This is a genomic window from Meiothermus taiwanensis WR-220, from assembly GCF_003568585.1.
Classification (GTDB): Bacteria; Deinococcota; Deinococci; order Deinococcales; family Thermaceae; genus Meiothermus; species Meiothermus taiwanensis.
The window spans coordinates 341,692-356,298 of record NZ_CP021130.1 but is presented as its reverse complement, the minus strand read 5'-3'; the positions used below and the strand labels follow the sequence as shown (position 1 = coordinate 356,298).

Genomic DNA, 14,607 nt, shown 5'->3' with positions numbered 1-14,607 from the left:
ATTTTGCTAGTTCTCCAACCCTGGGCGCTGGGACAAACCACCCTCAACCAGCTGCAGCAGCAAGCTGAACAAAACCGGCGGCTTTTGCAGCTGCAACAACAGCGCATCGAACAGCTCAACCGCGACCTAGCCAACCTTGATGCAGCCACCAAGCAGCAAATCCAGGAATTGCGGCGTCTAGAGGCCGAGATGACCCGCCTCGAGCGCGAACGTGCCGAACTCACCCGCCAGATCACCCTGCTGGAAAGCCAAAAGCAGCAAGCCGAAGCCCGTATAGCCAGCTTACAAAAGGAGCTCGCGGGACTCCGCGAGCGGCTTTCGGCCTTGTTGCAGAGCCTGCACCGTGAGCGGGCCGGGCGCTATCTACCTCTCTTGCGAGCCGAATCTTTCACCGATTTATCGGTACGGAGCCGATGGGTGGGGGTGTTAGGACAGCACCAGACCGACCTGATGGATCGCATCAAAACCACCGTACGGCAGCTAGACGAAGAACGGGTGCGGCTCGAGCTGCTCGTCAATACCCTTAGCGAACGCCGGGCCGAACGGCAGCAGCGCATAACTGCCCTGGCGCAGAACCGACAGACGGTACAGCTCACCCTCGCCAACCTGCGGCGGCAGCAGGCCGGGCGGCAGATTATTCTGCGCGAAACCCTGCAGGCCCAAGCTCAGCTACGGGCCGAGCTGCAGGTATTGCAAGGTCGTATTGCCGCCGAGCTACGCCGCATCGCTGAAGAGCGCCGCCGCGCCGAGGAGGAGCGCCGCCGTCGGGAGGCCGAGGAACGCCGCCGTCGGGAGCTACAAGCCCAGCGGGAACGGGAGGCTGCGCTGGTACTTCCCTCGGTTCCGCGTGAGGTGGTGGGAGCATTGCAATTCCCCGTTCGCGGTGGCCGTGTAGCCGAGCCCTACGGATTCCAGGGCAACGACTGGCAAACCCTTCAAGGAAGCGAAGCGTCCAGTCCCATCGTAGCCGCCGCCGACGGTGTGGTGATTGATAGCCTTTTCATCGCCAATCTGGGCTACACCCTCACCATTCGCCACTCCGACCAGATGGCCACCCAGTATGTCAATGTGCTCGAGCCCCGCGTCTCGGTAGGCCAACGGGTCGCCCAGGGCCAGGTGATTGGTTTTACCGGAGGAGGTGTGCTAATCCCCAGCAACCAGATGTGGTTCCGGGTAATTGTAATCGACAGCGACGGTAGCTTTCGCTATGTAGACCCGTCTCGTTACTACTAGCCTGGTTTTTATACCGGATAGGAGTTACGCAGTTGCCCCTCACCCCTCTACTCGGCTACCCTTTTCTGCAAAGCAAACAGGCCAAGAGGAGTTAGCTGCCATGAACCCCCCAAAGTGCACCGACCTGGACTATATCCACTTCCTCATCGCCGCCCAGAGGGTCTTCACCTGTACCGAGGCCGCCCGCTGCCAACCCGAGGAACCCAGCGCTCCCGCCCACGACGCCTTCACCCGCCTGCTCCAGCGACAGCCTCCCGACACGGAGGCGCTGTGGCAGGAGGCCAGGGCCGTGGTGGAGCCCAGCCGGGGGCTTCTGATCCTGGACGACACCACCCTGGATAAACCCTACGCCCAGCGGATGGAGCTGGTGACCTACCACTGGAGCGGCAAGCACCAGCGGGTGGTCAAGGGGATCGCCCTCATGACCCTGCTGTGGACGGAGGGCCAGGCCCTCATCCCCTGCGACTTCAGGATTTATGACAAGCCCTGGGAAGGGAAGACCAAGAACGAGCACTTTATGGAGATGCTGCGGGTAGCCAAGGGACGGGGGTTTGCTCCAGCGTACGTGCTAATGGATAGCTGGTACGCTTCGCTGGAGAACCTGAAGGAGATTGCTCGCCTGGGCTGGCGCTTCCTCACGCGGCTGAAGGGGAACCGGCAGGTGAACCCGGATAGGGAGGGGCTTCGGCCGGTGAGCGAGGTGGAGATACCGCCGGAGGGGCGGGTGGTGCACCTGAGGGGTTTTGGTCTGGTCAGGGTGTTCCGGACGGTTTCGAAAGACGGGGACGCGGAGCACTGGGCGACCAACGACCTGGGGATGACTGAAGGTCGGCGGGGGGAGTTGGAGCGGGCAGGCTGGGGTATCGAGGTCTACCACCGGGGGCTCAAGGGGTGTTGCGGGGTGGAGCGGGCCCAGGTGAGAAAGAGGGCCTCTATCCTGGGCCACCTTCTTCTGTCCCTACGTGCTTTTCTGAGGCTGGAGGTGTACCGCTTGCGAACGGGGGTGAGTTGGTATGAGTCCAAGGCAAGCATTATCCGCGAGGCGATACGAAGTTACCTGGCCAATCCCATACACATCCTTCACCCAACTGCGTAAGTCCTACCGGATTCAAGGGGTTATCTTTTTGCATCTTAGCACACGCCCCTCGCTAGGCTCGGCGAAGAAAGCGTATCCCTTCCAAGGGGCGGTATCGCCCTCCGCTACGCGGATAACTTCGGTCAGGTTAGCTCGCCGCCTTCCGGGGCCGAACTAACCGAATCTTCCCGGCACAAGGAAGAAGCCCCCCATGGGTTAGGGGGGCCACTACCTCAGGGCTTTGGTGGGCGATCCGGGACTCGAACCCGGGACCTCACGCTTATCAGGCGTGTGCTCTAACCAGCTGAGCTAACCGCCCACAGCGAGTTATGAGTATAGCGGTGGCCCCGCCAGAGGTCAAGCCAATGTGTTGACGTTTGGGCTTTTGGTGGCTAAACTTGTGGATGCGCCTGAGGCTGTAACTCAGGTACAACCAATCGAGGCGTAGCGCAGCCTGGTAGCGCACACCTTTGGGGTGGGTGTGGTCGGAGGTTCAAATCCTCTCGCCTCGACCAATAAAAAGCCGTTCAGGAAAAACCTGAGCGGCTTTTTTCGCGTGTGATATGTCATCGCTGCCGCAAGGGTGCCTCGAGCAAGCTGTTTGGAGACCGGGCAAAACTTTTTACAGGCGAATCGCCCATCAAAATAGTTCTATGCTTTAGGGTGGAGGCTCCCCCAGCCCACCCTTCTCAAAGGCACCACAGGAGAGATACAAACAGCTTCTATGGACGGTACGTTCGAACTTTTAGGGCCCATTGAGCTTCTGCAGCTCCTTTCACAGGCCCGGCAGACCGGTGCTTTCAAAGTTCCGGGCGGGGAGGTCTACCTCGAGCACGGCCAGCCAGTGCATGCGCAGTACAGAGGCCAGGTTGGCAAAGATGGGCTGTTTCAGATTCTGGCTCTCAAAGAGGGCAAGTTTCGCTTTTTAGTCGGTGAACGGGCCAAACAGTCCAGCTTACAGGGCACGCTCGACAACTACCTGCTCGAGGCCATCCGCTTTATGGATGCCCGGCTCGACCTAAGCCCCTTCGACCAGGTGCAGCTCACCGACGCCCAACGCACCACCCATCTCACCCTCTCCCCCGACGAGTTTGAGCTGCTGCGGCACATGGGCAAGCCCATTAGCCTCTTCGATCTGGCCGCTGCCAGCGGTCTTTCTGGCGAGGTGGTGCAGCTCAACGTGAGCCGCCTGGCCCGCCTGGGTTTGGTGCGCATTACCCCCCGCACCCCCCACACCGTGCGCCTGGTGGTCGCCCGGCTCGAGGGAACCCCCGAAGCCCGCATCGACACCCAGTTGCTGCGGGCCTGGCGCAGTCATTTTGGCTCCTTCACGCAAATTGAAGTGCGCGCGGAAGACCGCACCCTGCAAATGCCTGTAGCCGCCGCAAGCAACGCGGGCCCGCAGCTACTACTCTCTTCCGATGCGCTCTTTTTCTATAACCTGCGGGTCGGGCAGGAGGTGCTGGTCTGGCCGTCGCTATAAAAGCCCTACAGCCCCAACTAGCTTTTCTTACCCAGGCGCTCCTGAACAGCCCGGGCCAGCTCCTCGGCCCTGGCCTTGGCCTGCTCAGCCGCTTGCCTGGCCTGTTCGCCCAGGTTCTTGAGCTGGTCGGGAATGCCGTCACCATCCTTGTCGAGGCTGGCTTTGAATTCCTCGAACCTGGCCCTGGCCTGCTCAGCGGCCTGTTTGGCCTGGTTCATCACCCCCTCGAGCTGATCCGGCACCCCGTCGCCGTCCTTATCGAGGCTGGCCTTGACCTCGTTGAATTTAGCTTCGGCCTGTTTGAGCGCGTTTTCCGCAGCTTCGCGGGCCTGGTTGACCAGCTCTTTGAAGTCCATAATGGTCTCCTCCAACCCCAATCCTAGCACCCCGGCATGACCTGGGTATGAAAGCTAAGCGTCCGCCCAGCTTTTAGCCCGCTCCACCGCTTTCTTCCAGCCGCTGTACAGCCGCGCCCGTTCCTCCTGGCCCATGGCCGGCTCAAAGCGCTTCTGCACGGCCCAGCGCCGGGCAATTTGCGCTTGGGTAAGCAGTCCCACCCCCACCCCAGCCAGGTAGGCGGCCCCCAGGGCGGTGGTCTCGGTCACCTGGGGCCGCACCACCGGGGTACCCAGGATGTCCGCCTGGAATTGCATCAAAAGATCGTTGACGGTGGCGCCCCCGTCCACCCGCAGCTCGGAGAGCTTCAGCCCGGCATCGGCCTTCATGGCCTCGAGCACATCCCGGCTCTGGTAGGCGATGGCCTCCAAAGCAGCCCGGGCCAGATGGGCTTTGCTGGAGCCACGGGTCAGACCCACAATGGTTCCACGCGCGTAGGCGTCCCAGTAGGGCGCGCCCAGCCCCACAAAGGCCGGCACCAGGTAGACCCCGTCGGTGCGCTCCACCTGGCGGGCCAGGTCTTCCACCTCGCTCGAGCTTTGGATGATGCCGAGTCCGTCCCGCAGCCACTGCACCACCGCCCCGGCCACAAACACCGAGCCCTCCAGGGCGTACTCGGGCGGCTGCCCCTCCAACTGCCAGGCCAGCGTGGTCAAGAGGCCGTTCTGCGAGGCCACCCGCTCCTGCCCGGTGTGCATCAGCAAGAAGCAGCCGGTGCCGTAGGTGTTCTTGGCCATGCCGGGGGAGAAGCAGGCCTGGCCAAACAGAGCCGCCTGCTGGTCGCCCGCCACCCCGGCAATGGGGATGGGGGCCCCAAACAGCTCGGGCAGGGTCTCACCGAATAGCCCCGCCGAGGGGCGCACCTCGGGCAGCAGGGCCTCAGGCAGGCCCAGGATGCCCAGCAGCTCTTCGTCCCAGCGCAGGGTGTGCAGGTTGAAAAGCAGGGTGCGCGAGGCATTGGAGACATCGGTGGCGTGCACCCGGCCCCCGGTCAGGTTGTAGATGAGCCAGCTATCGATGGTGCCAAAGCACAGCTCCCCTTTCCTGGCCCGCTCCCGAAGCCCCGGTACGTTCTGCAAAAGCCACTTGACCTTGGTGCCCGAGAAATAGGCATCCAGCACCAGCCCGCTTTTCTGGCGGAACAGGGCCTCGTAGCCCTCCTTGCGCAGCTCGTCGCAGATGGGAGCGGTACGGCGATCCTGCCAGACGATGGCCCGGTGCACCGGCCGGCCGGTGGCCCGCTCCCACAGCACGGTGGTCTCGCGCTGGTTGGTGATCCCAAGGGCCACAATCTCGCCGGGTTGAATACCCGCCCGCTGGATGGCCTCCTGGGCTACCCGAAGCTGGGTCTGCCAGATTTCCAGGGGGTCGTGCTCGACCCAGCCCGGCTGGGGAAAGTGCTGCATGAACTCCTGCTGGGCCATGGCCTGGGGCCGGCCTTCCAGGTCGAAGACGATCGCCCGGCTGCTGGTGGTTCCCTGGTCGAGGGCAAGGATGTAGGGCATGGATTCCTCCTAAAGCTGGCTACACAGGACAGGCTGCAAGCTCGCGCAGAATTGTACTTTGCTCGAGCACCTTCCGCTTCCAGCCCGTGGACTAAAAAGCCGTCCCAGGCATTCGCGAGCACTACGCCCGGGTTGAGTATACGGTAGTGGCTGCAAGGCGGATCATGGACATTCGAGTACACGCCCTGTGCACTGGAGGATTTTTATGTTTATTCCATAATCACGCCGATTGGAGTATAATGGAGCGCTGGATATAAAGCGCGCCCACATGCGCTTTTTTTGTGTCGCACACAGGAGATATTGAATGTCCCAAGTCTTACCCGTTGAAATCACCGACGAAGTCAAGCAAAGCTTCATCAATTACGCCATGTCGGTCATTGTAGACCGGGCCTTACCCGATGTGCGCGACGGCCTCAAGCCGGTGCAGCGGCGCATCCTCTACGGGGCCTACCAGGACGGCGTACTGCCCAGCCGCAAACACGTCAAATGCGCCAAGATTGTGGGCGAGGTGATGGGTAAGTTCCACCCCCACGGCGACGCCGCCATCTACGACACCTTAGTACGCCTGGCGCAGCCCTGGAACCTGCGTTACCCCCTGATCGACGGGCAGGGTAACTTCGGTTCGGTGGACGGCGACCCCCCGGCGGCCCAGCGCTACACCGAGGCCCGGCTTTCCAATATAGGCCTCGAGCTTTTGCAAGACCTCGACAAGGAAACCGTGCCCTTCGTGCCCAACTACGACGGCACCCAGCTCCAGCCCGAGGTGCTCCCGGCGGCCCTGCCCAACCTGCTGGTCAACGGCTCGGCGGGGATCGCCGTGGGCATGGCCACCAGCCTCCCGCCCCACAACCTCGGCGAGGTGGTGGATGCGCTGGTGCTGATGATCGACAACCCCGGGGTGACCCTCGAGGAGGTCATGAAGGTGCTGCCCGGCCCCGACTTCCCCACCGGCGCCAAGCTCTCGCGCCGGGGTATCAAGGAGGCCTACGCCACCGGACGCGGCAGCCTGAAGGTGCGGGCCCGGGTGCGCCACGAGGAGAAAAACGGGCGGGCCATGCTGGTCTTTACCGAGATTCCTTACCAGGTCAACAAGGCCGACCTGATCGCCCAGATCGCCTCGCTGGTGCGCAACAAGGTGATCGACGAGATCGCAGCCCTGCGCGACGAGTCGGATCGCCAGGGGATGCGCATTGCGGTGGAGCTCAAGCGCGGGGCCAACCCCCAGGTGGTGCTCAACAAGCTCTACAAACACTCCCGCCTGCAGACCAGCTTCACCGTGAACCTGCTGGCGATTGTCAAGGGCGAGCCCAAGGTGCTCACCCTGCTGGAACTCATGCGCCACTACCTCGACCACCGGGGCCTGGTGGTGCGCAAGCGCACCGAGTACGAGCTGCGTAAGGCCAGAGAGCGGGCCCACGTGCTCGAGGGACTCCTGATTGCCCTCGACCACATCGACGAGGTGATCGCCCTGATCCGGGGTTCGCAGGATGCCGCCGAAGCCCGCAGCGGGCTGATGAGCCGCTTTAGCCTGACCGAGGTGCAGGCCCAGGCCATCCTGGACATGCGTTTGCAGCGGCTGGTGGGCCTCGAGCGCGACAAACTCCAGGCCGAGTACCGCGAGCTGATGGAGGAGATTGGCCGGCTCGAGGCCATCCTGGGCGACGAGAAGCGGTTGTGGCAGGTGGTGAGGGACGAGCTGCTGGAAATCAAGCACAAATACGGCGACCAGCGGCGCACCCAGATTACCGAGTTCGAGGAGGGCTTCAGCCTCGAGGATCTGATTGAGGACGAGCCGATGGTCATCACCCTGACCAGCCAGGGCTTCGTCAAGCGCACCCCGCTCGAGGCTTACCGGGCCCAGGGCCGCGGCGGCTCGGGGGGCACAGCTAGCAAAACCAAGGAAGAGGACGAGGCCATCTCGGTGTTTGTGGCCTCGATGCACGACACCCTGCTGATCTTCACCAACCGCGGCCGGGTCTACGGCGAGAAAGTCCACGAGCTGCCCGAGGCCAGCCGGCAGGCTCGAGGCACCCACATCGTGAGCCTGCTGCCCTTGCAAGAGGGCGAGGAGGTTGCGGCCCTGCTCAACGTGCGCGACCTGACCCAGGAAGGCTACTTTGTGTTCGCTACCAGGGACGGCCTGATTAAGAAGACCGAAATTAAGGAATACCAAAACCTCAGCAGCGCCGGCCTGATTGCCATCAATCTGGTAGAAAACGATGCCCTGGTGGGGGTGGCTATCGCCCAGGAAGGCGACCAGGTGATGCTCGCAACCCAGAGCGGCCAGGCCATTCGCTTTGAGCTGTCGGACGTGCGGGCCACCGGACGGGCCAGCCAGGGCGTGACCGGCATCCGCTTCAAAGAGGGCCGCAACGACCGGGTGGTCTCGCTGGTCATTCTGCCCAAGGGCGAAGAAGGCGAGGTACTGGCGGTGGGCACGCACGGCTACGGCAAGCGTACCCCCGTCTCCGAGTATCCCGTGCAGGGCCGGGGCGGCATGGGGGTGATCACCTTCAACACCAACGAAAAGGTGGGCCAGCTAGCGGCCCTGATGCGCGTACAGGGGAACGAAGACCTGCTGGTGCTCTCGCGGCGGGGCAACGCCATCCGCACCAAGGTTTCCAGCATAGCCCAGTACGGGCGGGCCACCAGTGGGGTCAAGGTGATGAACCTGAGCGATCGGGATGAGATCGCCTCGGCCTTTGTGATTGCACCGCAGGATTAGGCGCCCTCGAGCGGCATACAATAACTGGCATGTCCGAGAGCACCGCCAAGCACAGGGAGATTGCCAGGGCCCGGGGCCCGGTGAGCCTTGCCATCGTGACGGTCTCCGATACCCGCACCCCCGAGACCGACACCAATTACCACTACCTCAAGCCCGAAATTGAGGCGCTGGGGCACAGGGTGGTGGGCTACCGCATCATCAAGGACGAGCCCGACCAGGTGGCCCAGGCCCTCGAGGAGATGGTGCAGGCCGGGGCGCAGATTATCTTGTTCAACGGCGGCACCGGCATCGCCCCGCGCGACACCACCTACGACGTGCTGGCCCGCAAGATCGAGAAACCCATGCCAGGCTTCGGCGAGCTGTTCCGGATGCTCTCCTACAGCGAGGTGGGGGCCGCGGCCATGCTCTCGCGGGCCACCGCCGGCACCTACCGCAAAAAGGTGGTGATCTCCACCCCCGGCTCGCCCAATGCGGTGAAGGTGGCCTGGGAGAAGCTGATCAAGCCCGAACTCGAGCACCTGGCCTGGGAAGTGGCCCGGTAGTTCTTCCTTTGTCCTGCACAACACAAGCGCCCATCCTTGAACCCGGCTGCTTGGGGGTATCATGGGGAGCATGACCCTCAAGGGCCAGGGGCCCGGGCCCCTACCACCTCTGCTCGAACAGTACGTCGAACTACGGGACGCTTATCCCGATTACCTGCTGCTGTTCCAGGTGGGCGACTTTTACGAGGCCTTCGGCGAGGACGCCGAGCGGCTCTCCAGGGCCCTGAACCTTACCCTAACCCACAAAACCGCCAAGGACTTCACCACCCCCATGGCCGGCATTCCGGTGCGCTCGGTGGACGTGCACCTGGAAAAACTGCTCAAGCTGGGCTTCCGGGTGGCGGTGGCCGACCAGGTCGAGCTGGCCGAAGAGGCCGACAAGCTGGTGCGCCGCGAGGTCACGCAGTTGCTCACCCCCGGCACCATCCTGCGCGAGAACCTGCTGAAGCCCGAAGCCAACTACCTGGCCGCCATCAGCACCGGCGACGGCTACGGCCTGGCCCTGCTGGACGTCTCCACCGGGGAGTTTCGAGGCAGCGTGCTCTATAGTAAAAGCGCCCTCTACGACGAGCTTTTCCGCTTCCGGCCCGCCGAGGTGCTGCTGGCCCCGGAGCTGTACCACAACCCCACCTTTTTGCAGGAGTTCCAGCGGCGCTTTCCGGTGATGCTCTCGGAGGAGGGCTTTCAGGACGGGGTGGGGAAAGCCGCCCTGCACAAGCAGTTCGACCCCCTGCCCGCCGGCCTCGAGCACCCCGCGCTGCAGCGTTCGGCGGGGGCGGTGCTGGCCTACGCCCTGCGGGTGCAGGAAAACGGGCTGCCCCAGGTGCGCAGCTTCGTGCGCTACGACCCCGGCGCCTTCATGCAGCTCAGCGAGGCCACCCTGCGCACCCTGGAGATCTTCGAGCCCAGCTTTGTGGGCGACCGCAGCGAGGAGCGCACCCTCCTGGGGGTGCTGGGCCTGACCCGCACCGCGCCGGGGCGACGCCTGCTGCGGGCCTGGCTGCGGCATCCGCTGGTGGAGGAAGCCCCCCTGCAAGCCCGGCTGGATGCGGTGGAGGCCCTGGTGAAGGACGGGGTGCTGCGGGCCGAGGTGCGCAAGGTGCTCTACCGGATGCACGACCTCGAGCGCCTGGCCGCCCGCCTGCTGGCCGGACGGGCCAGCCCCCGCGACCTTGCGGCCTTGCAGCGCAGCCTGGCCCTGCTGCCCGAGCTGGCCGGGCTGCTGGCCGGGGTGGGGCCGCTCTTGAGCGTATCCGAGCGCCTGCCCGATCTATCCCAGGTGGCCGAGCAGATCGCCGCGGCGCTGGTAGAAGACCCACCGCTCAAAATTACCGACGGCGGCCTGATCCGCGAGGGCTTCGACCCCGAGTTGGACGAGCTGCGCCAGCGGGCCGAGGAAGGGCGGGCCTGGATCGCCCGGCTGGAAAGCGAGGCACGCGAAAAGACCGGCATCCCCAACCTGAAGGTGGGCTACAACGCGGTGTTTGGGTATTACCTCGAGGTCACCCGGCCCCACTACGCCCTGGTGCCCAAGGACTGGCGGGCCTTGCAAACCCTCAAAGACCGCATGCGCTTCAGCACACCCGAACTTAAGGAGCAGGAGCGCAGAATTCTGCAGGCTGAGACCGAGGCCGTCAAGCGCGAGTACGCGGTCTTCCTCGAGCTGCGCGAACGGGTGGCCCAGGCCGCCGACGAGGTGCGCCAGGCCGCGCAGGTGCTGGCCGAGCTGGACGTGTACGCCGCACTGGCCGAGGCCGCGGTGGAGTACGGCTACAGCCGCCCCCGCTTCTCCCGGGATGGAACCTTGCAGATTGTGGCCGGGCGTCACCCGGTGGTGGAGCGCAACAACCCCTTCATCCCCAACGACCTCACGATGAGCCCGGCGGCCCGGCTGCTGATCCTGACCGGCCCCAACATGGCCGGCAAATCCACCTACCTGCGGCAGACCGCCCTGATCGCCCTGCTGGCCCAGGTGGGCTCCTTCGTGCCGGCCGAGTCGGCCACCCTGCCCCTCTTCGACCGCATCTACACCCGGATTGGAGCCTCCGACGATATCGCCGGCGGGCGCAGCACCTTTATGGTGGAGATGGACGAGCTGGCCGGCATCCTGCAGGGGGCCACGCCCAGGAGCCTGGTGCTGCTGGACGAGATCGGGCGCGGCACCAGCACCTACGATGGGCTGGCCCTGGCCTGGGCGGCCTGCGAGTACCTGCACGACCAGGTGCGGGCCTACACCCTGTTTGCCACCCACTACTTCGAGCTCACCGCCCTGCCCCTGCGCATGGCCGCAGCCCGCAACGCCCACGTAGCCGCCAAAGAGGAAGCAGGGGGCCTGGTGTTTTATCACCAGGTGTTGCCCGGCCCGGCCAGCCAGAGCTACGGCCTCGAGGTAGCCCGGCTGGCGGGGCTCCCCCAGGCCGTCTTGCAGCGGGCCAGAAGCGTGCTGGACAGCCTGGAAGCCAGCCAGAAGGGGCTGTCCAAAGAGATTCTGGAAGAGCTTTTGCAGCTCGACCTGGCCCGCACCAGCCCCCTGGAGGCCCTGCTGTTCCTGCGCCGGCTGCAAGACCAGCTCCGGGGCCTGGCCCCTCAGGAGGCCGAAGCGGAACGCCTTTCGCAGGTATGATTCGCAAACTGCCGCCCGAACTCATCCGCGAGATTGCCGCTGGTGAGGTGATCTCGGGCCCCGCCGACGTGGTGCGGGAGCTGCTCGAGAACGCCCTGGACGCGGGCGCCACCCGGCTTTATATCGAGCTGTGGGGCGGGGGGCTGGACAAAATCCTGGTGCGCGACAACGGCCTGGGCATCCCCAAGGAGGAGCTGGAACTGGCCCTCGAGCACCACACCACCAGCAAGCTCACCGACCTGCAAAACATCCGCACCCTGGGCTTTCGGGGGGAGGGGCTGTGGGCCATCCGCCAGGCCGCCCAGGTGCGGCTCACCTCGAGGCCCCCCCAGCAGCTTGGCGGGGCCACCCTGACGGCTTTTCAGGACAAAACCGAACTGCACGAACACCCCGCCCCCGCCGGAACCCAGGTCGAGGTGACGGCGCTCTTCTGTCACCTGCCCGCCCGCCGCAACGCCCTCGAGGCCCCCGCCGTCGAGGCGCGCAAGGTGGTGCACCTGGTCTCGCGCTACCTGCTGCACCGCCCGGAAATAGCCCTGCGGCTGGTGGTGGACGGCGAGGAGAAGATCGCCCACGCCGGGGGTGGCTTTGCCGAGGTGGTCAAGCTGCTGTGGGGCTCGGTGGTGGCCAACCGGCTGCTGCCGCTCGAGGCCGCCGAGGGGCCTTTTACCCTGCGGGGCCTGCTCTCCAGGCCGGAACTCTCCCGCCCCCGGCGCGACCGGCTGCTGCTGGCGCTCAACCAGCGCCCGGTGGAGTGGCCCGAGCCTTTGTTGCAAGCGGTGCTGGCCGCCTACAAGGAGCTCCTCCCAACGGGCCAGTTTCCGGTGGGGGTGCTGAACCTGGAGCTTCCCACCGAACACCTGCTTGTCAACACCTCGCCCGACAAGTCCAGGGTTCGGCTGATCCGGCCCGAGGCCATCCTGGGCTTTGTCTCCCAGGCCGTGCAGGGGCTGCTCTCGGCCCACCCCCTGGCCCGCGCCCTGCCCGAACCCACCCCCCTCACCGGCCCGGCCCCGGTGCAGCGGGCCCGCTTTCCCCGCCTGCGCTACCTGGGCAGCTTCCGCGAGCTGTACCTGCTGGCCGAGGCCGGGGACGAGCTGTATGTGGTGGACCAGCACGCCGCCCACGAGCGCATCCTCTACGAGGAGCTGTCGCGCCGCTACCTCGAGGAACCTCCGCTCGAGCTGCCCCACCCCGAGCTGCTTTCCTTGAGCCTGGGCGAAGAGATAAACCTGGCCGAACGGCTGGAGGCGCTCGAGCAGGCCGGGTTGCAGATCGAACCCTTTGGCCCCGGCAGGTACCGCGTCCGCACCATCCCGGCCTTCCTGGCCGGCTACCCCTCGCTGGTGGGCGAGGTGGTGAAGGGCAGCCTGGGGGCCTCGAGCTTCGCCGTTGCCTGGCGCACGGTGCTGGCCCGGCTGGCCTGCCTGCCCGCCATCAAGGCCGGACACCCACTCGCCAGCGCCTCGGCCCAGGCCTTGCTGGACGCGCTGGCCGGGTGCGAGCTGCCCTGGGTCTGCCCGCATGGGCGGCCCACGGTGCTGGTGCTGGGCGAGGGCGAGCTGGCCCGGCGCTTTGGCCGGCGGGGCGTGCGCGCAGTGGTGGAACCCAGCCCGCACCGCACCGAGTAGCCCTGTAATATACCCCTCTTGAGTATCCTAGGGCCGAGGGGTATAGTTGGGGGGAATCTATAAATCAGTCCCAGACTCCTTTCATCCGCTGGGTAATCTAAGGAGGCCATCATGAAAGATAAAAACCTGGAACAGCTCGAGATGGATCGGCGCACCTTCCTGAAAACAACAGCCGCCGCAGGCGCAGTAGGCTTGATGGGCAGCAGCTTTGCCCAGCAGCAACCCACCGCCGACCAGGTCGTCCGGGGTAAGAACCCCAAGCTGGTGGTACTCTCCCCGCGCCCGGTGGTTTTGGAGTCGACGCTGGAACTCCTGGGAAGCGAACGTATTACCAGCAAGGCCAACCTTTTCGTCCGTAACAACATCGACCTACCCGGTCTAAATACCACCGAGCCCAATGTGCAGCCGGGCTGGGAGGTAGAGTTCAGCGGTCTGATCGACAAGCCCTTCAAAGTCACGGTGGAGGAGCTCTCCAGGCTGCCCCAGACCGAGGTTACCACCGTGCTCCAGTGCTCAGGCAACGGCCGCAGCTTCTTCAACCCACGCCCCTCAGGCAACCCCTGGACGTATGGCGGCGTGGGGCAGGTCACCTGGCGGGGGGTGCTACTCAAGACCCTGCTCGAGGCCAAAGGGGTCAATCTAGACCCCAAGGCCCGCTTCATCACCATGAACGCCTCCACCCAGGGCGGGGCCGCCCCTTACGAGAAGAGCTTCCCCATCAGCGTCATGGAGTACAGCAGCGCCATGCTGGCCCTGGGCATGAACGGCGAGCCCCTCCCGGCTGTCCACGGGGGGCCGGTGCGGTTGGTTGCCGCAGGTACCTTTGGCACTGCCAACGTAAAGTGGATCGCCAAGGTAGAGTTCACCGCCAGCGAAAGCAGCGGCAACGAGCAGGTGCCGCGCTACCGGGTGCCGGTGCTACCGGGCGTCAACATCCCCATCCTGCCCACCCAGCCCGGCAGCCGCTACAACTACACCCTGGAGAACTCCCGCTCCAACTGGATGGCCAACATCAACTCCTTCATCCTCTCCCCCCTGCCGGGTGCCAGCGTTAGAGGCCGGCGGGTGGATATCCGCGGCGTAGCCTGGAACGACGGTCTGGCCCCCATCGAGACCATCGAGGTCTCGCTGAACGGGGGTACCACCTGGCGCAAGGCCCTCATCGAGCGGGACAATGGCAAGTATGGCTGGTACCACTGGGTCTCGCCCCAGCTCCTGGCCCCGGGGGAGTACGAAGCCATGGTTCGGGCCACCGACGCCGTGGGCCGTACCCAACCCCTTAACGGCAACGTCTGGTGGAACGAGCGCGGCTACGAGTGGAACGGCATCATGCGGGTCAAGTTTACGGTTACCTGAAGCCGCAGGGTAGCAGGTTCGACCGGCAACATCGCCGG

At 64.9% G+C, this 14,607-nt stretch carries 10 protein-coding genes and 2 tRNA genes; 9 read left to right on the top strand and 3 right to left on the bottom strand.

Features of this window, described 5'->3' with window-relative positions; genetic code table 11:
• Nucleotides 1-3: 3 nt before the first annotated feature.
• The gene (locus tag MTAI_RS01865) at nt 4-1,233 is read left to right on the top strand and encodes a murein hydrolase activator EnvC family protein (protein WP_241768763.1); all 1,230 of its coding nucleotides are present in this window, start codon (nt 4-6) and stop codon (nt 1,231-1,233) included.
• A 100-nt stretch (nt 1,234-1,333) separates the two neighbouring features.
• On the top strand, nt 1,334-2,329 hold the full coding sequence (locus MTAI_RS01860) for an IS701 family transposase (RefSeq protein WP_187388537.1): 996 nt from the start codon (nt 1,334-1,336) through the stop codon (nt 2,327-2,329).
• Between the two features lie 221 nt (nt 2,330-2,550).
• On the opposite strand, the gene MTAI_RS01855 is transcribed toward MTAI_RS01860, so the two are convergent.
• A tRNA-Ile gene (locus MTAI_RS01855) sits at nt 2,551-2,627 on the bottom strand.
• Between the two features lie 119 nt (nt 2,628-2,746).
• Between MTAI_RS01855 and MTAI_RS01850 the strand changes: the two genes are divergently transcribed.
• A tRNA-Pro gene (locus tag MTAI_RS01850) sits at nt 2,747-2,823 on the top strand.
• Nucleotides 2,824-3,032: 209 nt separating this feature from the next.
• Nucleotides 3,033-3,791, top strand: coding sequence for a DUF4388 domain-containing protein (locus MTAI_RS01845; protein ID WP_027888452.1), 759 nt, complete (start codon nt 3,033-3,035; stop codon nt 3,789-3,791).
• A 17-nt stretch (nt 3,792-3,808) separates the two neighbouring features.
• On the opposite strand, the gene MTAI_RS01840 is transcribed toward MTAI_RS01845, so the two are convergent.
• Nucleotides 3,809-4,147 (bottom strand): hypothetical protein, encoded by a 339-nt coding sequence (locus tag MTAI_RS01840; RefSeq protein ID WP_027888453.1) that lies wholly within the window; start codon nt 4,145-4,147, stop codon nt 3,809-3,811.
• A 54-nt stretch (nt 4,148-4,201) separates the two neighbouring features.
• Complete coding sequence (gene glpK / locus MTAI_RS01835; protein WP_027888454.1) at nt 4,202-5,692, bottom strand: glycerol kinase GlpK; 1,491 nt, start codon at nt 5,690-5,692, stop codon at nt 4,202-4,204.
• Nucleotides 5,693-5,996: 304 nt separating this feature from the next.
• On the opposite strand from glpK, the gene gyrA reads away from it, so the two are divergent.
• The 5 genes from gyrA (at nt 5,997) to MTAI_RS01810 (ending at nt 14,569) form a co-directional block, all read left to right on the top strand.
• Nucleotides 5,997-8,417, top strand: a complete 2,421-nt coding sequence (gene gyrA / locus MTAI_RS01830) for a DNA gyrase subunit A (RefSeq protein WP_027888455.1) — start codon at nt 5,997-5,999, stop codon at nt 8,415-8,417.
• A 29-nt stretch (nt 8,418-8,446) separates the two neighbouring features.
• Nucleotides 8,447-8,959 (top strand): MogA/MoaB family molybdenum cofactor biosynthesis protein, encoded by a 513-nt coding sequence (locus MTAI_RS01825; protein WP_027888456.1) that lies wholly within the window; start codon nt 8,447-8,449, stop codon nt 8,957-8,959.
• Nucleotides 8,960-9,020: 61 nt separating this feature from the next.
• The gene (gene mutS / locus MTAI_RS01820; RefSeq protein ID WP_036197270.1) at nt 9,021-11,582 is read left to right on the top strand and encodes a DNA mismatch repair protein MutS; all 2,562 of its coding nucleotides are present in this window, start codon (nt 9,021-9,023) and stop codon (nt 11,580-11,582) included.
• Complete coding sequence (gene mutL / locus MTAI_RS01815) at nt 11,579-13,213, top strand: DNA mismatch repair endonuclease MutL (protein WP_187388570.1); 1,635 nt, start codon at nt 11,579-11,581, stop codon at nt 13,211-13,213. Before mutS ends, mutL begins: the two co-directional genes overlap by 4 nt.
• A gap of 111 nt (nt 13,214-13,324) precedes the next feature.
• The gene (locus MTAI_RS01810; protein WP_027888458.1) at nt 13,325-14,569 is read left to right on the top strand and encodes a molybdopterin-dependent oxidoreductase; all 1,245 of its coding nucleotides are present in this window, start codon (nt 13,325-13,327) and stop codon (nt 14,567-14,569) included.
• Nucleotides 14,570-14,607: the final 38 nt, after the last annotated feature.